This is a genomic window from Desulfonatronovibrio hydrogenovorans DSM 9292, assembly GCF_000686525.1.
Lineage (GTDB): Bacteria > Desulfobacterota > Desulfovibrionia > Desulfovibrionales > Desulfonatronovibrionaceae > Desulfonatronovibrio > Desulfonatronovibrio hydrogenovorans.
Map to the genome: position 1 here is coordinate 130181 of NZ_JMKT01000011.1, position 25217 is coordinate 155397.

The window sequence follows — 25217 nt, forward strand, 5'->3', positions numbered from 1 at the left end:
CAAGATTTAAGTTATTATTAATTTAGCAAATGATTTGTTTTAGCTTTTGACCTATTTTAATCGCATTGCATTCTTCTCCACAACACAGCTTACACCGTGAATTTTTGTAAAAAGAGTGAAAAGGATTGGTTGCGTTTTGATCAAAAAGAAGCTCAAAGTTAAAACCATCTCCATGAAGTTCAATGATTGAGCATTTATCATGCAGGCTTATCATAAAAGCCTTGAAGCAGAGACGATCAATGCTGCACATTCTGCATGCTTGAAGGAGATCCTTATCGCACGATACAACCAGAGCGCCTTCCTGAAAAGCGAAGTAAACAATCTTTCCGTCTGTAAAGTCATTAAGAATCCTCATCATATTGCTGGCCTTATTATAAAAAAAGTCCAGCACATCTTCTTTTGAAAAATCATGCTCATCTTCTAAGATTTTGCAAAGGCACTTGTAATGGTTGCACGGGCTTTCTAGGTACTGCTTCCTGCTGACCATGCAGTTATTATATTCTACAATCCAATCCAGAAGGGAGCAGGCTTTATCTGGAGAAACGTTATAGATGGGGGACATGACGTTGGCATCGAAAATTATTAGTCTGTTATCCATTTTCCAGATCCAATGACAGTAAAGTATTTTTGAGAACATTTTCGGAAAAATCATTAGTATAGATGTGAAGAATGTTGCGAATCAGTTCTTTTTGCTCGTTCAGAAATAGATGAATACTGCCTGCCGGGCCGTGTTTAATGCCAATCTGTTCAAGGTGACCTTTCACCTCTGTTGGTGTGACGTCCTTGTTTCTAAACATGAGCTGATCATGAATGGCATAAGCCAGGACATCCCGGCTGGTCCGGCTCTGATCCACAACAGGCTGAATATCGTCCGGATCTACATTCGGATACTGGACAGCCCACTTCTCTGCCTGTTTAAATGGAACAAGGAAATGCTGGGCAAATTTATCAGATTCAAATTCGACCATTTCATCTTCTGTCAAATATTGGTTGAATCGCCTGTAGCCTTTTAAAGGAGAAACTTCGGTATCTCTGTGAAAAAGGAAGTGAGCAAGTTCATGAAGCAGGGAAAAAATTATTCTAACAGGCGCTGTTTCACTATTTACGCAGACAGCATATTTATTTTCAGTGCAAAGCAGGAAGGCATCAAAATCATCAGCCTTGACGGGAATAATTGGAAGGTTGATCCTTCGGAAAATAGATTCCGGAGTGTAACCGATTTCCTTTATACTTTCTGAGATATTGCTGATCTGACCAGACATGACGCCTTGCTCTTTGAGAGAGCGGTCAGGCGGGGCTATGTCAAGCACTTCAGGAGTTGGCAGGTATTCAGCGACAAGATAAAATGCCTGCTCAACCTTTCTAGCTGAGCTCCGTCCAGCAGAATTGAGGTTTCTGAAGTGGACCTTGGACGGAGAATATTCCTTTGAAAGCACCCAGAAGGGATTAATTCCCAATCTGGAACAGACTTTTTCAACAAGATCAATATCAAAGCCAGGCTTGCCCGCAAAAAGAGACAAAATGCGACTGACATCTTCTCCAATATCAGCAGCTATCGCTTCCGGATGGATATTACTTCTTCCAGCCTCATCGCTCAGTCTTTTGCCTATCAACTTATAAAGATTCATAAATCTCACCTGACAAAAATAAATTCCAAAGATGTTATTATGATTTTTTGCAAAAGTTAAGCCTTTTTACCATGGTCAGGTAGTGACTCTTCCCAGGACCTCACTCTTTCTCCTAGGACACACAATGGACACTGCGGGTTCTCACATCGGTGATATCTGAGCCGGCTGTTTCCCAGCCAGGGCTTGGTGGTTTGTACCCTGGTCTTCAACCCACAAAATGGGCATAGCGCCCCGTGCTTAGGGCTATACTCCACTCCTTCCCTGGCTGCATCCAGGGCTTTGGCTATTACGATCAATGTTTTGTCCATCCATCACCTCGCAAAAGGGTTTGATCCCTCAGTGAAGGGGTTCTTGGAATCCTTGCGCTGGCTGTGTTTCTGCCTGGTCTTTTGTTGAACTTGCTGGCTGCGGAATCTGATTCCCAGGATGTCTGCCAGGGCCAGGTTGTACACGGAACAGTCCCAGCCATGGTTGGCCCGGTTGGAAGGGCATTCCCAGCGCTGTTTTTTTTCATTCAGGTATTCAGCGCACATATGTCTGGCCCAGTCTCTGGTGGTCTCGCTGTGCATTCTCCAGGCCCCAGGGTCCATGGCTGAAATCTGTAGACGGCCAGACAGCTCATCTTTGTAGTGATGGACATCCAGTTGAAGCAACGACAACCCGCCTGGAATTGATCTGTTTGATCCGGGGTAGGTGTCCAACTTGCTGTACTTATACGGTTTGTTGGAACGGTTGCGCATGCCCTGGACAGGATAGGCCTTACCCCGGTGTGCCCTGCAGAAGTCATAGACCTCGCTGGTTTTGTGCCCCATGGCATCTATTGCGGTCAGGGCCACAGTGTATTCATTGCCCATGGCGTCTAAGTACTTGTCTTCCCAGAGTAGCCTGCGCAAAGGATCAAATGCTTGATGGTACATCCATTGCCGATCCTGCAGGTCTTCAGGAGACATCTTGTGCCAGGTGGCCGGGATAAAACCTTCCCTGACCTGCCAGGAGTCCAGGGCGAAGCCGCGTCCCCAGGCCCGGATTTCATACCAAAAACCGTCGTCCTGAGTGTCAACTGCAGCAGTCAGACAGAATGCATCCGACGGCACCAGTCCCCTGGGACGTTCATCGCGTAGTTCTAGGATCTGGTCTTCAACCCGTTCTGTCTCGTATTCCATCCAGGGTTCTGCTGCGTACCCATTGAGAAAGTCCCGCAACAATGTTTTGGAGGAGAGTCCGCGCAGGAAGGCAGCTGCGCATTCGGACAAAGAGACAAATGTAGACAGCCAGGCAGGTATGTGAAATCCGATGCGCGTTGGCCTGGACAGCTGCAGCTCAGTCATGAGCTCCCGCCCGGTCTGAACGCAACGCCATTCACCAAGAAGAACTGCCTGATCCCGGCGGGAGTCGTCCCAGCCTGATCCGCATTTTTCACATTGATACCAGGCCAGGCGCTCAGTCTCGATAATGGATGGGTCCCTTTCATCTGCAGGCCATTTTATGCCCCCTCTGCTGTCCTTTTCTCCAAAGACCATGGCCTGCATATGCCTGCATTCCGGACAGCAGACAGAGTATCTGAACGTCTTCTGAGCTGAGGTCAGGCTGCGCCAGATGGGGCCATGTTCCCAGGTGGGGGAGGAAATTTTGATAATCTTGCGGTCGTCCGGATAAGTGCGGGTACGTTTTATTCCAAGGGAAATAGGGTCGGTTTCTTTTTTAAGGGTGTCCGGATACTTATCAACTTCATCAAAAATAACGTACCGTTTGGGCTTGGTTGCCAAGCGGGGCACAGAAGTGGCCCAGGCAATATGGATGGTCATGTGTTGCAGAGCTAGGCGCAAGCTGGACATATCCCTGGCCGCGGCTGTCTTGTACTGGCTGAGACGGGGGCTGTCATGGATCATGGTTTCAATGCGTTCGGACAGCTCGTCTTTGGCTGTCTGCTCATCAGCGAAGACAACCATGGCCGGACCGGGATCCTGATCAATCCACGAACCCAGGCAATTATAGCTCATATCTGTCTTGCCAGTCTGTGGAGCGGCGCATACGGTCACATCCTGCACATGAGTACAGCCTGTTGCATCCATTATACCGGACAGATAAGGGGTGGTCTGGTTGGACCACTGGCCTTCGCGTGAACTGACCCGGACCCAGCGATGCTTTTCCGCCCACAGGGAGTTGGGCAGCTTGCGCCGTTTGCGCAGGACCCGGCGCTCGGGCCGGGAAAAACCGGTGGCGTGGATCACTTGGTGGCCGGCCTGGATCTGGTTCCGGATTGATTCAGGCAGCCAGGCCGGGCAACGAGTATAGTATATCTCTGGTGCTGCGGACATTACTCAATATTTCCTTCGTTCTCGTCTCCAAATATCACCTGGAATCGGTCCATCCGGGCAAATTCGTTCATTGCCTGATCAAGCATGGCCAGGGCAGCAGTGATCAACTCTGGGACGAGTTCGTGCTTTCCCTGAACCAGGGCTGTCCATTCACGGGCTCTGGACCTGATTCTGGTTCTCAACTGAGAGTCCAGGACAGCAGCCCTGGATGCTAGCTCCAACTCCAGCAGTTCTCGCGGGACATACTTGCCCAGCTCTTTTTGGTATTCGAATTCCCGCTTTTTATTTTCCCAATTCAATTTCTCGATTTCTTTTTTCAACTTGACTTCATGAAGCTCTCCCACCTCATCCACATGCTGCTGGGTTTCTGGGGCGGCGAATCTGTCAAGCCCAGCACGAACGGCGTAAACATCAAGATCTCTGGGCAGGATGGAGCCGTCGGACTGGATCTTGACCAAGCCTTTGTTGCAGTCCTGGTAAAATTTTGTCTTACCTATCTTCCAGCCCTGGCGCTTGAGGTGAGCCACGGCCTCAAGTCTGTTGCGGGGAATAACCTCATCATCTGCCCCGGCATACTTGATCCACATCCGATCAACTGCCTCCTGCAAGCCCGCCCTGGCTGCATCCCAGTCTTTTTTTCTGGCCAGGGTGGATTCTGTATTATAAGCCTTGGCACACTTGATCTGGGCATTATACAGGATCTTGAGTTCGGTCTGATCAGCCTGGTCAGTTACTTCCAGGAGCTGGGTCAGTTTGTCAGGTGGATGATTGGACATTTTTATATCGCAATATTTCTAAGTGGATTATTGATCAGCATGGCCCATGGCCGGGAATCAGCAAGGGCTTTTTTTGTTTGCGGGCATAATCAATGGTGAACTTTGTGCCACGGCTGAGTCCGTCCCAAAAAGCAACGATCTGATCAGAGTAATCAACCAGGTCACAGTTACGCATAAAATACCATTTAACATGGTATGCTATATTCGGATCAGTTTTATGCAGCGGCAGAAAGACCTTGAATGGCAGTGCCCGATCTATGGCGTACCTCTGCGCCAGTGTGTCTGCGCCTTTTGCTCCACCACTGACAATCTCTGTGATGTCCATGGTGTCTAAAACCTTGCACATCAGGTTGTAGTTGTTAAAGTTTCTGGAACCAATTATTCCTGCTTTCATTGGCCACCCTCATCCTCAAGGTTTAAAGATAAAAGCCCGACATCCAGTTCATCGGTGTCAATTTCCCATTCCTTTTCAATGGGGAATCCAACACTGGATTCGTGTTTTGCAATGTCAATCTGATGATATGTGAATTTCATGTCCATTTTTCTGGCTAGGGCAAGCTCATTGCTTGTGCCTCTGCTTACACCGTCATGAATAAATATTGCCCGGTCTCCACCCTTGAGCACTGCTTTACTGCGATGTTCAAAGGCTCCTCGCAGATGCTTGAAGTTCAAAAAATGCAAGGTCAAAGGCATGGCTAATGTCTTGCACAGTTCTCGAACCACTCCACAGACACCTTCAGGCTCAGCATGGGTAACAATATGAGTTATGCCGTAGCGTTGAATTTCCTCCCTGAGCAGGATCTCCACCCGTTCATCTTTCAAAGTTCTACTTCCATGTACAGACAGCTTCATGGTCATTTCCTTTTTATGACGATTTTTTCTCCAGCGGCTTCCAGTAATTTCTGCGCGTGATTTTTTTATCCGGGTGCTGGAGCAGATACTCCATGACCTGATCATCATACCAGAACAGGTCATGAATTTCCCGGGAGAGTTCCTGATTTTCATGCCACCACATGTGATGTTCCTGCCATCTACCGGCTTTCTGATGTAAAGGCTTAATCGCCAGCTTTTGAGAGCTGCATATCAACATGACGTCAGACAGTTTGAGCAGGTCACCCATACGCTTGACAGAGACAGGAATGGCTTTCCGTTCTTCTGCCTGGTCTGCGCCTCCCCCTGTCTCCCTTTTCTCAACAGGCCCCGCCTCCCCTCTATTCTTCAATTCAGGCGCAAGCATTCCAATGCGCCAGGTGTTGGGCAGGGCATCCAGGATCCATTGGCGGATATTGTGGCCAGCTTTAATCATTTCCCCTGGATCTTTGCACTCCTGGGGATGTTGCAAGTGTCTGGCAGTAGTGTAGTTCTCAAGCCACCATTTAGCGGCCTGGTCGCCAGCACCGTCATTGTCCAGGGCCAGCATGATGCGTACGGCCCTGGCGCATGCATTGGAGGCCAGTTCATCTCTGGGTTTGGCACTGTTGGATCCCACGGCCAGAACCTGCACCAGGTCGCCTGCCTCCTGAGCCACCAGCATGGCATCGAGTTCTGACTCGCAAATAAACAGGCACTGACTGCGACCAGTCCAGGTGGATTCGGCAAAAAACATGGGCATGGGTTCTGTGGCCGATCCTGGCAGCATGTAGTACCTGGGGTCCACGTCCGGCTCGGGCCTGCGGATCCGGATGCGGACCAGACGTTGAGCTCGGAAGCAAGGTATTACCAGACCTCTGGGGATCCAGAGCAGCTTGGGTTTTCCGGTTTTTTCACTCATGACCTGAGGCAGCCCCCAGCTGGAACGAGATCTAAAAGTCTTTTCCGGTATCCAGCCCAACTGAAATCGCTGCACGGTTTGACGCGTGAATCCACGTTTTGTGAGCCAGCTCATAGGTTCGGATGAAGCCAGTAAGGATCTGTTGGTTTGCTCCATCAGGTGAAGGGCCTTTTGCTGCCATGCCGAGTCAGGGTCCTGGACTGAGGTGGCGTCGATCACGGGTTTAGTGGTTCTGGAGACATGGCGCAGCCCAGGAATGCTTACAGGTCGAACATACTTGCCGTTACCGGTGTCCTTGCCTGCAATCCGGGCTGCTTCGGGAAATGACAGTCCTTCGACTTGGCGCAGGTAGGTGATCATATCTCCTCCGATCTGGCAGCTGCGGCACCAAAAAGACCCTTGTCCATTGTTCTGGGCAGGCCAGACGTGAAAGCGGTCCTTGCCTCCACAGACAGGGCAGGGACTATGGTATTCACCACCCTTGGTTCCGGAAACCTTACAAGGCTGGATGCCGGCTTTGATGACAAGGTCGAGTATATTCATGTTCGAACCCTCCAAACCCTCCGCAAACCCTCCAAAATTTTTTCCTTATATTAATATTAGTTATTTTTATTTTTGGAGAGTTGGAGAGTTTGGATAGTTATAAAGGAAACTTTAATAAAATATTCAAAATAAAATTATTGGAAGACTTTCAATAAAAACCCTCCAAAATTTCCAACTCTCCAAACTCCGCACTAGGAAAATGTTTTCAGCTGGAGGGTTTCTGGAGAGTTGGAGGGTTTAATTGTCAGCTGCCAGGACTACTCCCTTATAAAATACTGCTCCATCTTTTTCCTTGGCAAACTTTTTGGTCATCCGCCGGCCAAACCATGTGATGCTGGGGACCTTGGAGCGGTGATATTTCTGATACCATTCAGAAAAAGAGGTATATAAATCGTTACCAGAGGTCCTGGCTGTCTCTGGATCATCAAAGACCACACATTTTTCCTCAATAAAGTCTGCAACAATGTCCTGTTCTCTCTGGTATGTCTCTGCGGCCTCGCGTACAGAAGGAGGAGGAGCCAGGCCGTTGCGCTGCCAAAGGATATTACCTCTGACCAGCCAGGCCAGAATTCCTGAAAGCTCATTGAGTAATTTCTGCATTAAGTGATCGTCCCGGACCTTCTCGGTTGATTTCCGGGGGTTGCGGACAAATTGGAATGGCCAGTCAACTTTGAGCAGTCGACTCCAAAAGGCAAAGTCGTCTGCTGGTGCGTACGGATCGTTATTGGTCATGAGCACCAGCTTATGTGTGGGTCTGAAGTGACGTTCATGCTTGTCATGTGGGTTTCGACCAACCAATGTATCGCCCCCGGTGAACCATTTAATACGGGAAGGACTGAATCTTCTGGCCTCGTCCGACTCTGAGGCTGTGGCCAAGCGACGGCTGTACAAGCTCATAATGTCAGGGGTAGGGCCGGATGATGACTTCTGGCGTCCCTGATCCAACAGCATTTCGGCTTGAATTGGTCCGGCATACGGACCCAGGATTCGTAGGATGGTCTCGATAAACACACCTTTGCCATTACGGCCCAGGCCTGAGAGGATCAGAAATACCTGCTCCTCGATCAGACCGGTGAGGCAGTAACCAAAAAAGCGTTGAAGGAAATCGATGACGGGTTGATCTTCCAAAGATTCCCAGAGAAATTTTTCCCAGGTGGGGCAGGGGGCTTCAATGTCCAGCATATCCACAGGGCAAGACTTGACGATCAGATCGCCTGGATGGCCGGGTCGGATTTCTCCTGTATCGAGCTCCAGGACTCCATTGCGACAACCCAGAAGCATGGGATTCTGGTCCAGGTTGTCCCCGCGGACACTTATTGAAAGAGGTTCGCGCAGGTGAAAGGCAAAATCCAGGCAGGCGTTAACCCCGGCCGGGGATCTTAAGCGTGATGCCCGCTTGTAGCACTGCTTCTGCTTTTCAGTATAATATTTTTCCAGGTCTTCTTTACCTTCACTTGCAGCCTGACGGGATCTATCCTGCATCTCACGGGCTACCTCCAGGTACTTAATAGCCACTTCTTCCACCAGCTCCCGGTCCTGGCTCATAATATCAGGTTCCCAGTGATGACCCTGCCAGATCAGTGTCTCGTCGCCCATCATATTTCGGAGCACCTTATTCTGGTGTATGATGGCATACAGGGTACCGTCTCCCCTGGAGTTTGCATCCAGGCATTCAAGTACCAGATCTGTGGTTATCCCCAGTTTGGGCATTAAGTCTCCTGATTCCATTTTTCCGCGCAATATTTCCATGTAAAAGTTCTGACTTTTTGCGGCTCGCTGATCCGCATGGCAGAAAAGCCCAGGAAGGACCCAAAAAGTTTCAACTGACATGGAGCGTTTGGTTTAGATGTAAGCAAAGGGGGGAAAGGGGGGAAGTCAGCAGCCCCTGACCCTTCCATGCTGACAAGGATCTTCTCGTTAACGCCGATCTTGCTTGAGATACCGAGAATCAAATTAAATCCCCTATTCTGGACCGAGGTCGTCTTTTCTGGCATGAATTATCCGAAAGATCATAAGGAGGAGTTGCATGACTAAGTTTTCCCTTGCCCAGCATAAGCAGTACGGTTTGATGTTGCAGGATTGCCATGACAAACTGATTGAGTTTCAAGTGGCTGTCGGACAGGCCTACGGTGTCAATTCTCCTGCATCAAAGTTTGTTCGCCTGGCTGTCCATGACATTAAAGACCTTAAAATCGAGATGGAAAAGATTGTTTTCTTGGAGAACCGCAGCCTCGAGCACCGGGAAAAGGTGAGCATTTACACTCCCAATCTCCGGGACAATTCCTGAATTCTGCCTGTCCATGGCTTTTCTTGCCTATGAGTATTGTCAGCTTAAACACCGGAGATATCCCAGGACAGGGGCAATGATAAAATACCGGCTCTTTCACCAAGTCGGTTCTGGGGTCAAACAGCTTGCCCAAAAAAACAGTCCTCTGTGGGAGACTTGGTGTCAGATATGCTTCAGGGAGGTCTCCCACAAAAATCACAGGAACGCTTACGTCCACAAGCATCTCTGTGTCTGTAAGCTTGTCTTCGGCAATCACCCTGCCTTCCAGCACAGACATGAGCATTGTCAGTTCACCTGCCTCTCTGCTTGGATATACAAGGGCCACATCTGCGTCCGGCAGCGTGTTCAAAAAGTCCTGTTGGTCGCATCCCTGGTTCCATATGCTGACATTAAGCCTCATAACTTTTCCTCCCTTTTGCCTAATTAATCGATCAAATAATCCTTGATTTGGGTCTGCTGGCCAGACGCCGAGGCCTGCAGACCCTCCCAAAGATCAGTGGATTGTGGTCAGCCGTTTGCAGCAGGGATGGCCGCGTTCTCTGCCTCGGATACTGGCCAGGGGTTAGGAGCGCACCCAAGGCTTTCATCGGGGCCGCCACGGACTCGGGCGCAAAAATTTTTAATGTGTAACCTCTCAATTTTTATTCCTTAATTTTTATTGTCTTACGCAAATCTTACTTTCATCAAACATTTGTCTTACTTGATCTGCCCAAAAAAACGGCGGTCTTACAAAGTCTTACCGCCGTATTACAAGCTACTTGCTGTCTAAAAAGTCAGGCCTGATATCCTTGTCCTTAATGCGATCCAAGCCCTGTATAAATTTTACCTGCGGCAGGCCTAGAACCAGGCATGCCCTGATAAGTTCAGAGACAGTTAGGTCCAGTTCAACTGTCTGTTTGCCCAATAATACTTTGAGTTCTTCGCTGCAGCGAAATGTGATTGATGTTTCAGACATGCGTACTCCTTATGGACTTTGTGGGGGTTTATCGTGTTGTCCGTTTAGACAGTTGATCAGCTTCACATAAACCATGTGGCTTACACATTTTTGCCTTCCCTTGAGGATTTTGCTGATTGTTGGCTGCTTGACTCCAATAATTTCAGCAAGCTGATTTTGAGTTAGCCCATCGTTGTTGATGATTTGGACGATTAGTGCTCTTAGATTCGTGAACTCTGTCATGCTTGAATGATATTCCTATGAGAATATAAATGTCAACACTTCATTCTTTGAAGGATATGACAGCAAGATAAAAAGTAGGGTAATGTTTGGTATGGATACAAGGAAACGACTAAGGGAGGGCATACTGCATGCTGCTAAACATTATGGTAGTCTGCAGAAAATGATTGAAAAAAATGAGCTTCATCAGCCAACTATCTCTAAAATTGTTAACGACAAATCCAATCCTCAGTGGAGTACTGTAGCGAAAATTTTTGATGCACTAAAAGCTGAAATCACTTTTCCTTTTGATGACTCCAAAAAAGATATCACCAAGTCCGTCCATTTCGTGAAGCCCAAAATTGTTACAGCCCTGCCTGATGACGGTCCCATTGACGATGATTATATTGCTGTCCCTCTTGCCTCAATGCCAGTGGCTGCAGGTAGAGGGATCATACCAGAAGACAAAATCAGGAGCTGGATCCTGGTCTGGAAGGGGCAGGAGGCAGTCAGGCACAGAGGTAATCTGGCAGCAGTTGAGATAGGCCCCAGGGAAACATCAATGATTCCCACATTACATCCCAAGGATATTGTACTCATTGATCGGGATGATTACAGGCCCAAGCCGCCGCCGGGTAATATTTACCTGGTGCGGGAGCCTCAGGGGGACGTTGACGGTCTGGCAATAAAGCGGGTCAGATTTCAGATCAAGAACAATAAAGAATTGATTGTCTTTTATTCCGACAATACAGACTTCGCACCAGACATTTACGACATGGAGACTGACTATTCAGGGGAAGTCTCCAGGGCGGTTGTTGGCCGGGTGATCTGGAGCTGGTCGGATATGACGAAGAAGTGAATAAGGGTTTTTCAGATAATAAATATAGTGGTCATAACGGGTGTATGGCGGCTGGTGGGACGTCTTTAGTTGTTTTCTGAACCGAACTAGCCAAAACGTTTGTGTGTTGTATCAGATTATTGCGAGGTTGCTATGAGGGAAAGTTTCAAACCTGTACCGAATGTTCCTATTAATAACATCAAGCTCGATATTTTTAACTTTAGATATTACGGGCAGCTGAGCAGTCAACGAGACTGCGTGAAAGCGATGCTAAATGATAAAAATTCTGGTCTTTTAAACATCGCAAAGGATATCGCTCAAAATGGACTAACTCCGGATCCAATAGTAATCTCCAAAGATGATGCTGATGAATGGGTTGTTCGTGAAGGCAACAGAAGAATCACTGCATTAAAGTTACTTAATCAACCTGCAATCATAGAAGATCATCCTTTATATCATAAATTCAAAGATATCTCTAATAACTATCAACAAAATTTTCCCAAGGCTGTGGACTGTTTAGCCTGCGACAATGAAGATACCATCCTTGAGTATTTGGACCGTGTGCATGGAGGCTTTAAAGACGGAATTGGCCGTAGATGGTGGAGTGCTGATAACAAAACTTTCTATAATATGCATAGAGGAAAGCCGGGTGAAAACGCACTGGCGATTAAAGCCAAACAGATTGCTGTAGAGAATGGGGCCTCTATTAAAGAGCCTTACTTTATCACAAATCTACAGAGAGTGTTGCAAAATTCCGGTGTTCAAAAAATGCTTGGCATGTCATGGGACGGTCAGGGTATTATTGCTTCTGTAGACAAAGGACTGTTTATAAGTATTCTCAAAGAGATTGTGATGAAGACCGCAGATAAGACGTCCAGAGATCTCTATCTCGCTGACGAGCAACAGAAGTTTGTTGCTGATATCCTTAAAGCACTTGACGTTGACGTTGAAGCCGCTGGAACAGAACCCTATAGCCTTGATCCAGAAGATCCGAAATCTCCCTCCAGCAAACCTTCTAAAAGAAAAACTGGGAGAACCCCCATCAAACCAACTTGGGATCGAAAGCGATTAATTAACCCTGTTAAGACCACCCTGAAAATATCCGATATTCAGGAAAACAGAAAGGCCCGTGATATCTACCTTGAACTTGCAAGAAAAATCGATGTTCGAGAAGCTACCAACGCTGCATCGGTCTTGTTAAGGGTTTTATTAGAGTTAAGTGTTAATCATTACCTGCGTAAGCATTCCTTGTGTGACAAGAATGCGTTGCATAAAAATATCAAGCAAATTGTTGGCGATATGTTTAATAGTGGTAAGCTCAAAAAAAACTACCACGATGAAATGTTGCGCTTTTGTGCTCATGATGAGCTTTTGTCTGCGAAATCCCTCCAGCGACTTGTTCATTCCCCAGACTTCAATCCTGATCCTAGGACGATTTGCACCTTGTGGGATAACATTGAAAAATTCGTAACCCTATGTTGGAAATAATTCTGGCCATCCTGCCTTGGTCATGCTATCCTTCCTTTCAGAAGGAGGGCTGATATGCAGTATTATTCGCCGCTTAGATATCCTGGCGGTAAAGGCAGATTAGCTACGTTAATAAAAGATATCATCGAAATAAATCAGCTTAACGATGGAACGTACGTTGAGCCCTATGCTGGGGGAGCTGGTGTAGCCTTAGCTCTGCTTTTGGAGGAGTATGTCTGGGATATTGTCATAAACGATATCGACCCCGCCATCTATGCATTTTGGCATACAGTATTAGATAAAACAGAATGGTTTAAAAAGCAGATACGTGACACACCTGTCACTATTGAACAGTGGGACAGACAAAAAGAAATATTTATGCATCAAAATAAATATTCTTTGAATAAGGTTGGATTCGCAGCCTTTTACCTGAATCGGACCAACAGGTCAGGGATCCTGCAAGGAGGGGTAATCGGAGGAAGGAAACAATCAAATTTCTACAAGATAAATGCTAGGTTTAACAAAGAAAGTCTAACCAAGCGCATAGATCTGATCGCCAGACATAAGTCAAGAATTCGAGTTTATAACAAAGATGCGACTGATCTTGTACAACATATCGCTCCAAAGATTGATAAAAATAACACTTTATTTTATTTTGATCCTCCATATTATTCTAAGGGAAACCTGTTATATACTAATCACTATACACAATCGGACCACTATTATGTTTCTAAATGCATAAAAAGTCTAACGTCATCGTGGCTGGTGACCTATGATGACAATCAGGCGATAAGAGATCTTTATGCTGGACTTCCTTGTCTTCCTTTTTCAATGACATATTCAGCAAACCAAGAGAGGTGTAAGGGATCGGAGATAATGTTTTATCAGGGGCTGAGGTTGCCAGAATATATTAACAAGATGAAGGCCCCATACTTTAGTCGGCACAATGTTAGAGACTTATCGATAGAACAATAATACCAAGTGACTATTATAACAAATTTTTGTCTACTTGAATTATTTGAGAATCATAACTAGAACAGAGGCCTAAAAAGAGGCTAAAGGCAAGATACGACAGCAATGAAAAGCCCCGCTCCGGCGGGGTTTTTTATTATCCCAATCCAACCCACCTTATCTGATAAACCCTTTATCACGGCAGATATCCAGCTGGGCAGACAAGCAAAGGCCAGGATTCCTCCTATATTCCCTGGCTACCCATAGGCATCTTTTCTCTTCAAATTCATGAGCATATCGTCTTAGTTCAAGCTCACTCATCTGCATCATTTCATGCATGGACTTTCTGTGAGGTTCCCAGTCAAGGAAGCCAGGCAGGCATGATTTTAAAGAGCTGAATGCCCCCTAGCATGCTGAGCCTCCCGGGTATCACTGCGATTAAAATCACGACTACAACCAGAGCTAGGAGGATCTCTTTAATGCTGACTTTTTGATTCAAAATTTCAACCCCCTGTTTTGCATGCGTTATTTTCTTTTTAATGCATCGCAACAACAATTTCGTCAATTCCCATCCGTCTTATTTTCCGACCTTAAGTCATCTTTTAGGTTAATGATCATGATAGTGTGCTGCTCACAGGGCAATCATAAAAAATGCACTTTTAATTCTTATAAGAATTTAATGTTGACAATATTATTCTTATAGGAATATCGTTTCTTGAACAACACGGGCAAACCTCACCGAAAGCGCCGCGACAATCGAATTGGCCGGCCAGTAGGGCGAGGGTTTGGTGTTGAACAGCTGGACCAGTTCTGAGAGCACAATCACAGAGGGCCTGAACCCGTACGGCAGTAAGGCAACCGGTGAAAGGCAGAACCAGGACAGGAAAGGCCAAAGTTGGTGAACAGTGAAATGAGGGTGTCGGGGACAGATCCGGGCGGTGCGGGCTGTAGGGCCGGTTTTAATCCCGCCTGAGTCACACAAAATTGCCACCCAGGGCCGCATTGTTGCGGGTGAAGGATCAGGACACTTCTTGCACACCCCTGATCTCCAGACTCGAAAAGCCTTGAAGAAGGTGGAAACAGATCCTTGGGTGGAAAAAAAATGAGGGAGGACTATGCGCCTAACTGCTGTGGAGGCCAGGAAAAAGATTTGTCCGTTATTGCGGATAGGGATGATGGTGGCCGCTCCGGAATCAAGGGTTACGCACACTGACTGTCTTTGTCTTGCTGATGGTTGCATGATGTGGGGGTGGGCTTGCCCTGATGCAGTCCAGCAGATGGGGTTTTGTGGGCTGGTTGCTCAAACCGGATATTTTAAGAAACACGGAAAATAATGAACATCCACGAATTTAGAGAATTCATTTCATACATCCAGTCTCAGGGCATCCCTCTGTCCCATCCCCTGGACGGGGTTATGATCAGGAGGTTCAGGGCAGCGAAGAAAAGGGGCGCCTGGTTGTCCATATCTGTCCCTGGCCCCAGGCGAGGGCGGGGAAAACATGTCCAGTAAATTTGCCAGGTTTCATCGGAAGATTTCAAGGCTGATAATCAACGACACGTGTCTTGACTATGGTCAGAAAGCCAAGCTGTTCAACTTGCTGGCCTGGAACGGTCCGGATGCTGCCTGGCATGAATACGAGGAGTTACGGTGCAAGATAGAAGACCGACCGAAAAGAAAATCAACTCCCAGCACGAGCTGGTCTGCTTCCAAGCCAAGTGTATAGCTACGGATCTGCAGGCCCGGGTCAGGCGGATGTCTTTTGTTGACAGTCCTGATGATTTGGAGAGGTTGCTGCGGGGGATCAGAGCGTTCCAGGAAACCTTGGATCTGCTCAAAAAACATGTGCAGGAAGCTGAATCATGAAAATGTTTCTGGCACTGGCAATTCTCTTATCATTTTTTGGCCTTGTGGGTAGGTTCGAAATGGCCCACCAGCTAGAAGCGGAGTTTTATGGTCAGCTTGAACAGTGCAGCGTCGCTGTTACCAGTGTCATGGTTGGAAGTGATTAATAATGAAAAATCAGCAGCCCCCGTTTCTTCTGTCTGTCTATGACTACACCGGCAACTGGGCAAAGCCATATGTCGAAGCTGGATGGCGTGTTCTTTTGTGGGATTACAAGTTTGAAGGCTGTATTCTGGAGAGCTTCGGCAGGCTGATGTCGTTGGTTGAAGAAGAAAACAATGGGCATATTGACGGATTGCTCTCTGCTCCCCCATGCACAGCCTTTGCAAGTTCAGGGGCCAGATGGTGGCCTGACAAAGACAGGCATGTAAGTGGGTTGCACCCCTTTGATTCATTTACAGAGTACATGATCGCTCTTGCTTTGATGGTTCTGGTGATGGTTGAAGCATTTAAGCCAAAATTCTGGGCATTGGAAAATCCTGTGGGACGAATTGAAAAGCTTGTGCCTGAGCTCAGATTTTATCGCCGCCTGATTTTTGATCCGTGTGATTATGGGGACCCGTACACAAAGCGGACTGTTCTCTGGGGAAAGTTTAATCCAAATTTAAAGAAAAACCCGATCAAACCGCTCCATGGATCATTGATGCACAGGCTGCCTCCAAGTCCTGATCGTACAACCATGCGCAGCGTGACGCCTCCGGGATTTGCGCAAGCATTTTACCGAGCAAACAACCTAAGCGGCCGGCCCACCGTCAGGACGACCATGAAGTCAATCAACATGCTGGAGGCCGTGTGAACATCCAAAAGAAAATGCCAGGCATCATCAAGAAACTGGATAAGGCCATAGAAGCTCTGGATCTACTTTGGGAGCTGACCGCAGACAGTGATCGCGAAGATCCCAGGGATACACGAATTCAGCTCAGGCGTGACCTGGCTGAATATGCCGACTACCTGGAAAGAGCAACATGGTGGAGACAATGAAAGCAAGTAGATACATGAAATACGGCAACAAGCCACCCATGACCAAGGCCAGGCGCCTCAAAAAGCAGACCGAGGCGGCTAGGCGAAAAGAGTTGGCAAGAAGAAAGGTTGTACTGGCTTCAGTGGCAGCCGTTGCCCAGGGATGTGCCGGCCAGATCGAAGCTGCTGCGCTCAAGGAGCTGGAGAACCACAGCCATAGAAGAGGGCTATACAGCACGATTGAACAAATGTGGAGGATCTGCAGCTGGTCTGAAGAGTGTCTAACAGGACTTGAGATTGGGAAAAAAGCCTTGAGCAGAGCCTGGGTTAATTTTGCGAATGTCCAGGCTATGCTTATGAAGTACATTCATGGGAGGTTGGACGGAATTGAACAGTATGCTGCTGTCTGGATGATGATCAGTTTCATGGCTGACGAGGCCAGAGATCAATACTCTGGTCAGGCCAAGGAGTGGAATTTTCTTGCCGGATGCATCGCAACCTGGTGCGTCTGGCTTTTGGAAGAGTGCGACGACCTGGAGCAAGTGGAGGCAATCGGCGGCGAACTCAGCCAGATGGCTTGGGAGGTGATCAGGTGCCAATAGTAGACTTGCACGGACTGGCTGAATTTCTAAACACACCCATTGCCACCATATATCGCACCTGGAGGGAATACCCCCATTTTTTCAAAAAGTCTGGAACAAGGCACGGAAAGAATGCCCTGTTTGACACTGATGATGTGCTGGCGTATCTCAAATCAAACTGCAGCGGTGGTGGAAATGGCGGTTACAGAGTATCAGACCAAGAAGGGCAGGAGATACCTGGCGGTCCTGTGGATGGACGGCAGGCGTATCGCTCGTCAGGGAGGCTTTCTGACCAAGAAAGAAGCCCGCGAGTGGGAAAGCACCGAAGAAAGGAAAATCTTGTCTGGTTTGAAGACAGACACGGCCTATTCAGTCATAGCCGAACAATACCTGAATGACTGCCTGCGTTACAAAAAGCGCAACACCTACGTGTACAAGCGGTCAGTGCTCCGGAAGCTGACCACCTATCTCAACGATCCCCACATCACTATGGGCGATATTGACCGCCAATTGGTCAAGAGTTTTCTGGCCCACTCAGCCGAGACGGTTACTTCCAAGGCAGCCAACAAATACCGGATAGAGATCAGTGCGTTATTTTCCTGGGCGCAAAAAGAACAGCTGTATAACGGACCTAATCCCGCAGCAGGCATTGAGCCATTTCCAGTGGAAAGGACACTACGCTATATTCCGCCGCCTGCAGACATTGCTGCGGTCCTGTCCATGGCTGGGGGCTGGCAGGCTGACCTGATCCAGTTGCTCATTCATACTGCTGCCAGAGTTAGTGAAATCACCAGTCTAACATGGGATGACATTGATCTTCGAACCGGGATTATAACTCTCTGGACCAGCAAGCGCAGAGGTGGCAATCGGGAGCCGCGTCGGCAGGCCATGACCGAAACCGCCAGAGCTGTTCTGCAAAAAAGGTTTGACGATCCCAACCGGCATTCAGAGCATGTGTTTTACAATCCAAGAACTGGGGGCAAGCTGGAGCGACATGCCCGGGAGCTGAAAAATATGTTCAAGGATCTGTGCAAGGCTGCCCAGGTGCGCCACTTTACTGCCCACAGCTTGCGTCATTATATGGCGTCTGCACTCCAGAACCAGAAATACGATCTCAGGTCCATCCAGATCCTGCTTGGCCACCAGAATTTGAAAACCACTCAGATTTATCTGCATGAACTGGCAGTTGACCAGGCCGTGGCTGGCCAGGTTGAGTCCATTTCAGAACAGATTTCCAACTCAATCGCCAATAAAATCGCCAATAGCCCTAATCTTCGCCAATAAAAAAGCCCCGCAAGCGGGGCTTCAATCGTTGACTGTGGCGGAGAGGGGGGGATTCGAACCCCCGAGACGGGATTAGCGCCTACACGATTTCCAATCGTGCTCCTTCGGCCAGCTCGGACACCTCTCCAAAAGAACGGGATATCTAAATAATAAATCAGAAAAAGGCAAGGACAAAAAATCAACCAAAAACCCACCATGTTCAGACTGACAAACGGTCCTTTCCCCAAGGATCAGGATTTGTCATCTGGGCCATTTTTATTAATGTCGCATTGTTGCCCCCGGCAACTTTGGTCTTTTCGAGGTCCTCAGCCTTGAAGGCCAAGTTTGGGCAGCACATATTTGGCTATGAGCACCCAGAAGACTATGACTAAGATCAACCATAAAACAGTACTCATTTTCCTTCCAGGGTTGGTTAGTTTGTAAAGTCAGGATAAGGCCTGCGGGAAAGGAAGCAGTTTCCGGTCAGGTAATGCCCTTGGGGCTGCTCCAGTTTCCCGCAAATCAGATCCTCAATTCTAGATTCCCAGTACATTGTATCCGGAATCCACGTAAAGAACCTCACCCGTGGTTCCGGAGGACAAATCAGAGGCCAGGTACAAGGCTGCTTTGCCCACATCGTTCTGGTCCACATTCCGTCTTAGGGGTGCTTTTTCTTCAATGGTCGACAAGATGGTTTTGAATCCACTGATGCCCGATGCAGCCAGGGTCTTGATGGGACCGGCACTGATGGCATTGACCCTGACTCCATTCATTCCCAGGTCAGCAGCCAGATAACGGGTGGATGCTTCCAGGGCGGCTTTGGCCACACCCATTACATTATAATTGGTAATGACTTTCTGGGAGCCATAATAGGTCATGGTCATAACCGAAGCATTCTTGGAAAGCAGAGGCTCAAAGGCCTGGCATAGAGCAGTCAGGGAGTAGGCAGACACGTCCAGAGCCAGTTTAAAGCCTTCCCTGGTAGTGTCAATGAACCTTCCCTGGAGGTCATCGCGGTTGGCAAAGGCCACAGAGTGGACCAGAACGTCCACCTGGCCCCATTTTTCCCTGACCAGCCGGGCTGCTGACTTTATCTGGTCATCACTGGTGACGTCGCAGTCAAAGATGAAATCTCCGCCCAGTTCCTGACTGATGGGCTCAACCCTTTTTTTGAGTGGTTCACCTACATAACTGAAAGCCAGAGATGCTCCATTTTTTTTGAAGTTTTCTGCAATGCCGTAGGCAATGCTTTTGTTGTTAGCCAGTCCGAAAATCAGGGCTTTTTTATTCTCAAGAAGCATTGACACCTCCCTTATACCAGGTTCTTGCCGGTTAGCAGCCTGTAGGCCAAAAGATACTTGTTGCCTGTTTCTTCGATGATCTCCCGGGGCAGGGCTGGTGCTGGGGCCTTTTTATCCCAGCCAGTGGTCTCCAGCCAGTCCCGCAGATACTGTTTGTCAAAGCTGGGCTGACTCTTTCCAGGCTCATATCTGTCCGCAGGCCAGAACCTGGAGGAGTCCGGAGTCAGGACTTCATCTATGAGTACCAGCCTGCCATTGATTTCCCCGAACTCAAATTTAGTGTCAGCCACAATGATTCCTTTTTGGGCTGCGTAGTCCCTGCCTTTGGCGTAGATTGCCATGGACAGTTCTTCCACTTTTCCAGCCAGGGTGTCGCCGATTCGGAGCCTGGCCTCGTTCAGGGTGATGTTTTCATCATGGTCCCCGACATCGGCCTTGGTGGAAGGGGTGAACAAAGGCTGCTGCAGTTTCTGGGATTCCACAAGGTCCTCGGGCAGGTCATATCCGCAGACTTTGCCGGTATTTCTGTAGTCCTTCCATCCAGATCCTGTGATATAGCCACGGACAATGCATTCAATGGGCAGGGGTTTGGCCTTCTTGACCAGGACTGACCTCCCTTCCAGCTCTTCCCTGTAGGGTTCGAGATCCTTGGGAAACTCATCTACATCAGGGGTTATCAAATGGTTCTCAACGATGTCCTGGAACATTTCCATCCAGAACAGGGTGATCTGGTTCAGGACTGCTCCTTTGAATGGAATAGGTTCATTCATGACCACGTCAAAGGCGCTCATCCGGTCAGTGGTCACAATGAGCAGGGTGGACGGATCTATTTCATAGATATCCCTTACCTTGCCTCTGGATAAAAGGGGATATTCCTTGATGCTGGTTTGGGCCACTACTTTCATGTTTTATTTATCCTCCTGGTTGTCAATGTTTGGTGAATCAGAATGCACACCCATCCTCTTGAAAAGTAACAGGGCAGGCAGGTTATCTGTGCAGACGTTCTTCAATACTTCGGGCATGGGCTTCCAGACCTTCAAGCCTGGCCATGCGGGCTATCTTGGGGCCATGTTTGTGCAGATAATCCTGGTTTGCAGACAGGATGCTGATATTTTTTTGAAAAGACTGCACTGACAGGGCCTGGGAAAAGCGGGCCGTGGTAAGGGTGGGCAGGACGTGGTTGGGCCCTGCGAAGTAGTCCCCCACAGGTTCTGGAGAGAATTCTCCCATAAAAACAGCTCCGGCGTTTCGGATCATGCCCAGGCAGGACCAGGGGTCTTTAAGACAGAGTTCAAAGTGCTCAGGGGCGATGGAGTTGGAGAGTTCAAATCCGGTTTCAAGATCCGGGACCAGAAATGATGCTCCCCAGTCCTTAAGGGCTTTCTGGGCAATGTCGGCTCTGGCAAGCCTGGCAGTCTGTTTTTCCAGTTCCCGGGCTGTTTCCTTGATCAGGTCTTCTTGAGTGGTGATGAGATAGGTTCCTGCCAGGGGATCATGTTCAGCCTGAGAAAGAATGTCGGCTGCTATAAACTCAGGTTTGCCGGTCTGGTCGGCCAGGACTGCCACCTCGCTGGGCCCGGCAATCATATCAATGCCAACCTGGCCCACAAGCATTTTTTTGGCAGTAGTGACAAAAATATTCCCTGGCCCGGCAATGAAATCTACATGAGGTACAGTCTCTGTTCCGTAGGCCATGGCTGCCACAGCCCAGGCAGAGCCGCACAGGTATATTTCTTCAATACCCAGGATATGGGCCGTGGCCAGGAGGTACGGGTTAAGGGTTTTATCCTTTCGGGGCGGAGAAACAACGCAAATCGACTCAACCCCTGCCACCTGGGCGGGTATGGCGTTCATGAGCAGGCTAGATATCAGGGGGGTCTCACCGCCTTGTCCGCCAGGAACGTACAGGCCGGCCCTGAAGACCGGGGTCACCATCTGACCCATAATGGCTCCGTCATCATCCGGGATGAACCATGATTTCTGGGCCTGATGTTCATGAAATTTTCTGATGCGCAGGGCAGCTTCCTTGATGATGTCCAGGTCCTGCTGGTCCACCAGGGACAGGGACTGACCAATGAGTTTCTTATCCAGCCTGATATCCTGGACCTCAAAGTCCTGGCAGTCAAATTGGCGGGTATATTCCACCACAGCCCGGTCACCCTGGGTCATGACCTTATCCAGGATTTCCCGGACAGGGCCTTCCACTGACAAATCAGGCTTCATTCTGGTCAAAAGCCAAGACTTTATTGGGGGCCAATCATTTTTGGATGTATAGGTGAAGTGCTTTCCGAACATGCTGTCTCCAGAGCAGTGCTTATTATGTGAGATCCCAGTTGAGCAAAAGTTTCAAAGAATAAAATTTAGGTTGGTTTGAAATATTTATCAAGGAAAGTTTTAAGGGCCTGCCTGCTGAATCAGGCTTTGAACCAAAATGAGCATGGTCCACATGATGGGCTGGGGCCAAAACAGGGATTAAAAAGGGCTTGCCCAATTAGTCAGCTGCATGCTCAGCGGTCAGGGCATCGCCGGCCCTGATTTCCGGCATAAAAGAGCTTATGCTCTGCTGGTCAAGGCCCAGCCGGCGATTGTAGACAGCCTTGTATGTGAATACTTTTTCCACGTAGTCCCTGGTCTCAAAAAACGGGATGTTTTCCACCCAGACATCGGCTGCCACGGACCGGTCCTGAGGCAGCCAGGCCTTGATCCTCTGAATTCCTGCATTGTAGGCCGCAGTTGCCAGAACCGGGTTGTTCTGCAGCTCCTGGAGCCGTCTGCTCAGATAAAAGGTGCCGAAACGAATGCTGGTCTCCGGGCAGAGCAGGATGTTAACGTTTCTGAAGCTTTCACCCATCATGGAGGCAATCATTCTTCCTGTTCCGGGCATAATCTGCATGACCCCGAGGGCACCGGCCGGAGAGCCAACATCGGGCATGAACATGCTTTCCTGTCTGGCCAGGGCAAAGACCCAGACCGGATTCAGGTCTCTGGTCCTGGAATGATTGAAGATATACTCATGATAGGACAAAGGGAAGCGAAGCACCAGGTCATCGTATTCTCCAGCACCAGCTGCAGCAATTATGGCCCGGTCCTGCCACCCCAGGTCATGGGCCAGGACAGCAGCAGCCTTCAACTGGGAGCTGTTTCTGCCGGACAGGGCCAGATTCCATTCTCTGCGGGCATCAGGCATTCGATCCAGATGAAAAAGCTCCACAGCCCGGGCAATTCCGGGTTCATTTTTCAGGGCAAGGATCTGCTGACCATGAGAAACAATGGCCCTTTGAGGTATGTCGTATGGCTGATTCAATCTGTCAGAAGCCAGCAGGGAAAAATAGTTCTGTCTTCCGGTCAGACTCTGATACAGGATCCGGGCCTGCTGAATCTGGCCGGTTTGCTCCAGAGCTCTTGCTTTCCAGTATGTCCACCTGGGAGAGTTTTTTCTTTCCCTGTCCAGCCCTTCCCAGGCTGCCAAGGCCTCGGACCAGTTTCCAGCATAGATGGCACTTCTGATATGCCATTCCCTGAGGGCAGGGGTTTTGACCTGATCCGGCAGATTTTGCAGATATTTCAGAGCCTGAGGGTGTTTTCTCAGAGCCAGGTAAAGACCTATTTCCTGGTCAATGGGTCTGGTGTCAAAGGATCTGAAATCGTATTCTTTTTTCAGTTGCTCCCATTGAGCCAGAGCCTTGGGGGTATCCTCGCGAATGAGTTTTCCCATGCCCTGAGTCAGGATTATCTGACCAGCGGGATGGTCAATGGCGTTCCAGTCGATTTCCAGGGTTGTGGATGGTTTTTCCAGAACTTTAAGCCAGAGGTTAAGCCAGGATCTGTCCTGATCTGAAAGATACCTGCCCAGATAGCGGGCCAGCCCGGCCTGGCCCTGGTCAATGGCCAGCTGAATCCGATGCCAGACCAGGTCTGAACTCAAGCGGTTCTGTTCCCTCCACTGGTTAAAGACTGGATCGCACTGTTTAGGCCTTGAACGTCCAAAGAGCCAGAGGTTCTCAGCCTCGTTCCAGGCTGCAGGGGTGTTGCCGGTCTCCAAAAGGGCCCTGGCGTACGAGCATTGCAGGGCCTGGGGGGCAGGAGTCCTGAAGTCCCTTACAAGCCTGTCCCAATGGTTATTTTTGGCCAGATATTCGGTCCATTCCTGCCTCAATCGTCCAGCCAGGGGGGTTGAGGCGTATTCTTCCAGAAAATTGAGGATCCGCCCCTCCTGAGCCAGAGAGATGTTCTTTCTTATTTCCTGATATTCAAGATAAGGATAAAGAGGGTAGTCCTGAAGAAGGGAAAGGTGCTGCCGGTATTCATCTGTACGCCCCAGTTCCAGGGCTTTTTCAGCATCCAGAAATCTTTTGCGCTGATCCTCCAGAGTGCCGGCAAAAGCCTGGGACACAAGGCTAAGCAGGGAAAAGCAGACAATCACAAGAGTGAATACGGGTATTTTACGGTCCATAGTCTGGGTTGGAATGTGTTTTGTGCCATTCCCAGGCAGTCTTGACGATGGTCTCAAGTTCATTGAACTCGGGCTTCCAGCCCAGGCAGTCTTCTGCTTTCCGAGAGGAAGCCACCAGGACAGGGGGGTCTCCTGGACGCCGGGCTGCAGCCCTTACCGGTACCTTGACTCTGCTGACCCTTTCCACAGTCTCCACCACTTGCTGTACACTGTGCCCATGGCCTGTACCCAGGTTGAAGCAGTCGCTCTGACCATGCTTGGTAAGGTATTCAAGGGCCAGGATGTGGGCTCTGGCCAGGTCGGTGACGTGGATATAGTCGCGGATGGCGGTTCCGTCCGGGGTCTGGTAGTCCTGTCCAAATATGCTGAGTTCTTTTTTCAGCTTCATGGCCGTCATGATGGCCAGAGGGATCAAGTGGGTTTCCGGATGGTGGTCTTCGCCGATCAATCCTTGAGGATCAGCCCCGGCTGCGTTGAAATAGCGCAGACTGATATTTTTTATTTCATAGGCCCGGTCAAAATCATTCAGGATCTGTTCAATCATGAGCTTTCCCCAGCCATAGGGATTGATGGGGTTTTGAGGATGACTTTCTGTAAGGGGTGTTTTCAAAGGCTGGCCATAAGTGGCACAGGTGCTTGAAAAAATGATTCTCTGGCAGGAGTGCCTGCGCATTGCTTCCAGAAGAGTGAGGGTCCCGGCCACATTGTTCCGGTAGTATTTGGCAGGATCAGTTACAGACTCTCCAACATAGGTGTAAGCAGCAAAATGAATAACTGCTTCAGGCTGGTGACTGGTGAAGATAAAGTCCAGGACTTGCGGCTCATTGATGTCGCCTCTGATCAAAGGTCCCCATTTTACAGCCTGTTTATGGCCATAAACCAGGTTATCCAGAGTGACTGGCAGGTATCCGCACTCAGCCAGCTCCTTGCAGGCATGGCTTCCGATATAACCGGCTCCGCCGGTAACGAGAATTTTTCCTTTGCTCATGTTCAGCCTTGTCAATAAGGATGTTGTCCAGGGAAG

General features: G+C 48.8%; 24 protein-coding genes and 1 tRNA gene. 10 read left to right on the forward strand and 15 right to left on the reverse strand.

The genetic code is table 11. The features are described from left to right. Positions 1-22: 22 nt before the first annotated feature. The 8 genes from P771_RS0109975 to P771_RS17190 form a co-directional block, all read right to left on the reverse strand. Positions 23-598 (reverse strand): hypothetical protein, encoded by a 576-nt coding sequence (locus P771_RS0109975; protein ID WP_028575042.1) that lies wholly within the window; start codon positions 596-598, stop codon positions 23-25. Then, entirely contained in the window at positions 591-1628 is a 1038-nt protein-coding gene (locus P771_RS0109980) for an ImmA/IrrE family metallo-endopeptidase (RefSeq protein WP_028575043.1), read from the reverse strand. The genes P771_RS0109975 and P771_RS0109980 overlap by 8 nt, the downstream gene beginning before the upstream one ends. A 311-nt stretch (positions 1629-1939) precedes the next feature. Then, positions 1940-3946: a terminase gpA endonuclease subunit gene (locus P771_RS17180; protein WP_051617250.1), complete on the reverse strand. Its 2007-nt coding sequence runs from the start codon at positions 3944-3946 to the stop codon at positions 1940-1942. Further along, positions 3946-4722, reverse strand: coding sequence for a hypothetical protein (locus tag P771_RS0109990; RefSeq protein WP_028575044.1), 777 nt, complete (start codon positions 4720-4722; stop codon positions 3946-3948). The genes P771_RS17180 and P771_RS0109990 overlap by 1 nt, the downstream gene beginning before the upstream one ends. Before the next feature lie 34 nt (positions 4723-4756). Continuing rightward, a complete protein-coding gene (locus tag P771_RS17185) occupies positions 4757-5116 on the reverse strand; it encodes an SLOG family protein (RefSeq protein WP_035244280.1) in 360 nt (119 codons plus the stop codon). Continuing rightward, the gene (locus P771_RS0110000) at positions 5113-5574 is read right to left on the reverse strand and encodes a hypothetical protein (RefSeq protein ID WP_028575045.1); all 462 of its coding nucleotides are present in this window, start codon (positions 5572-5574) and stop codon (positions 5113-5115) included. Before P771_RS0110000 ends, P771_RS17185 begins: the two co-directional genes overlap by 4 nt. Positions 5575-5587: 13 nt before the next feature. Further along, complete coding sequence (locus P771_RS0110005) at positions 5588-7036, reverse strand: primase-helicase zinc-binding domain-containing protein (protein ID WP_084301827.1); 1449 nt, start codon at positions 7034-7036, stop codon at positions 5588-5590. Between the two features lie 237 nt (positions 7037-7273). Beyond that, positions 7274-8746, reverse strand: coding sequence for a DNA primase family protein (locus tag P771_RS17190; RefSeq protein ID WP_051617251.1), 1473 nt, complete (start codon positions 8744-8746; stop codon positions 7274-7276). Positions 8747-9062: 316 nt separating this feature from the next. Here P771_RS17190 and P771_RS0110030 point away from each other — a divergent pair, with 316 nt between their 5' ends. Then, positions 9063-9323 carry a hypothetical protein gene (locus P771_RS0110030; protein WP_028575048.1) on the forward strand — a complete coding sequence of 87 codons (261 nt, stop codon included), beginning with the start codon at positions 9063-9065 and terminating at the stop codon, positions 9321-9323. Positions 9324-10287: 964 nt separating this feature from the next. Here the strand turns inward: P771_RS0110030 and P771_RS19235 are convergent. Continuing rightward, on the reverse strand, positions 10288-10500 hold the full coding sequence (locus P771_RS19235; protein ID WP_035244283.1) for an XRE family transcriptional regulator: 213 nt from the start codon (positions 10498-10500) through the stop codon (positions 10288-10290). Between the two features lie 160 nt (positions 10501-10660). On the opposite strand from P771_RS19235, the gene P771_RS0110050 reads away from it, so the two are divergent. The 9 genes from P771_RS0110050 to P771_RS0110105 all read left to right on the forward strand — a co-directional run bounded on the left by P771_RS0110050 (position 10661) and on the right by P771_RS0110105 (position 18460). Beyond that, positions 10661-11335, forward strand: coding sequence for a S24/S26 family peptidase (locus P771_RS0110050; protein WP_161635963.1), 675 nt, complete (start codon positions 10661-10663; stop codon positions 11333-11335). Between the two features lie 132 nt (positions 11336-11467). Continuing rightward, positions 11468-12802, forward strand: a complete 1335-nt coding sequence (locus P771_RS0110055) for a hypothetical protein (RefSeq protein WP_028575052.1) — start codon at positions 11468-11470, stop codon at positions 12800-12802. 54 nt (positions 12803-12856) lie between these two features. After that, entirely contained in the window at positions 12857-13756 is a 900-nt protein-coding gene (locus P771_RS0110060) for a DNA adenine methylase (RefSeq protein ID WP_028575053.1), read from the forward strand. 1475 nt (positions 13757-15231) lie between these two features. Continuing rightward, a complete protein-coding gene (locus P771_RS18825; RefSeq protein WP_150112175.1) occupies positions 15232-15456 on the forward strand; it encodes a hypothetical protein in 225 nt (74 codons plus the stop codon). A 136-nt stretch (positions 15457-15592) separates the two neighbouring features. Next, positions 15593-15742, forward strand: a complete 150-nt coding sequence (locus tag P771_RS18905) for a hypothetical protein (protein WP_153304079.1) — start codon at positions 15593-15595, stop codon at positions 15740-15742. 2 nt (positions 15743-15744) lie between these two features. Further along, entirely contained in the window at positions 15745-16431 is a 687-nt protein-coding gene (locus P771_RS17200) for a DNA cytosine methyltransferase (RefSeq protein WP_051617253.1), read from the forward strand. Next, complete coding sequence (locus P771_RS0110095; RefSeq protein ID WP_028575057.1) at positions 16428-16616, forward strand: hypothetical protein; 189 nt, start codon at positions 16428-16430, stop codon at positions 16614-16616. The genes P771_RS17200 and P771_RS0110095 overlap by 4 nt, the downstream gene beginning before the upstream one ends. Further along, entirely contained in the window at positions 16613-17197 is a 585-nt protein-coding gene (locus P771_RS0110100) for a hypothetical protein (protein ID WP_150112176.1), read from the forward strand. Before P771_RS0110095 ends, P771_RS0110100 begins: the two co-directional genes overlap by 4 nt. Positions 17198-17371: 174 nt before the next feature. Beyond that, positions 17372-18460, forward strand: coding sequence for a tyrosine-type recombinase/integrase (locus tag P771_RS0110105; protein ID WP_161635964.1), 1089 nt, complete (start codon positions 17372-17374; stop codon positions 18458-18460). Positions 18461-18495: 35 nt separating this feature from the next. Here the strand turns inward: P771_RS0110105 and P771_RS0110110 are convergent. From P771_RS0110110 to galE, 6 genes are all read right to left on the reverse strand, one after another. Next, a tRNA-Ser gene (locus tag P771_RS0110110) sits at positions 18496-18587 on the reverse strand. Positions 18588-18975: 388 nt separating this feature from the next. Then, positions 18976-19740, reverse strand: coding sequence for an enoyl-ACP reductase FabI (locus P771_RS0110125; RefSeq protein ID WP_028575060.1), 765 nt, complete (start codon positions 19738-19740; stop codon positions 18976-18978). Between the two features lie 11 nt (positions 19741-19751). Then, positions 19752-20645, reverse strand: a complete 894-nt coding sequence (locus P771_RS0110130; RefSeq protein ID WP_028575061.1) for a phosphoribosylaminoimidazolesuccinocarboxamide synthase — start codon at positions 20643-20645, stop codon at positions 19752-19754. Positions 20646-20727: 82 nt separating this feature from the next. After that, positions 20728-22035 carry a histidinol dehydrogenase gene (gene hisD, locus P771_RS0110135; protein WP_028575062.1) on the reverse strand — a complete coding sequence of 436 codons (1308 nt, stop codon included), beginning with the start codon at positions 22033-22035 and terminating at the stop codon, positions 20728-20730. Between the two features lie 196 nt (positions 22036-22231). After that, the gene (locus P771_RS17205) at positions 22232-24256 is read right to left on the reverse strand and encodes a transglycosylase SLT domain-containing protein (protein WP_084301833.1); all 2025 of its coding nucleotides are present in this window, start codon (positions 24254-24256) and stop codon (positions 22232-22234) included. Next, on the reverse strand, positions 24183-25181 hold the full coding sequence (gene galE / locus P771_RS0110150; RefSeq protein ID WP_150112177.1) for a UDP-glucose 4-epimerase GalE: 999 nt from the start codon (positions 25179-25181) through the stop codon (positions 24183-24185). Before galE ends, P771_RS17205 begins: the two co-directional genes overlap by 74 nt. Positions 25182-25217: the final 36 nt, after the last annotated feature.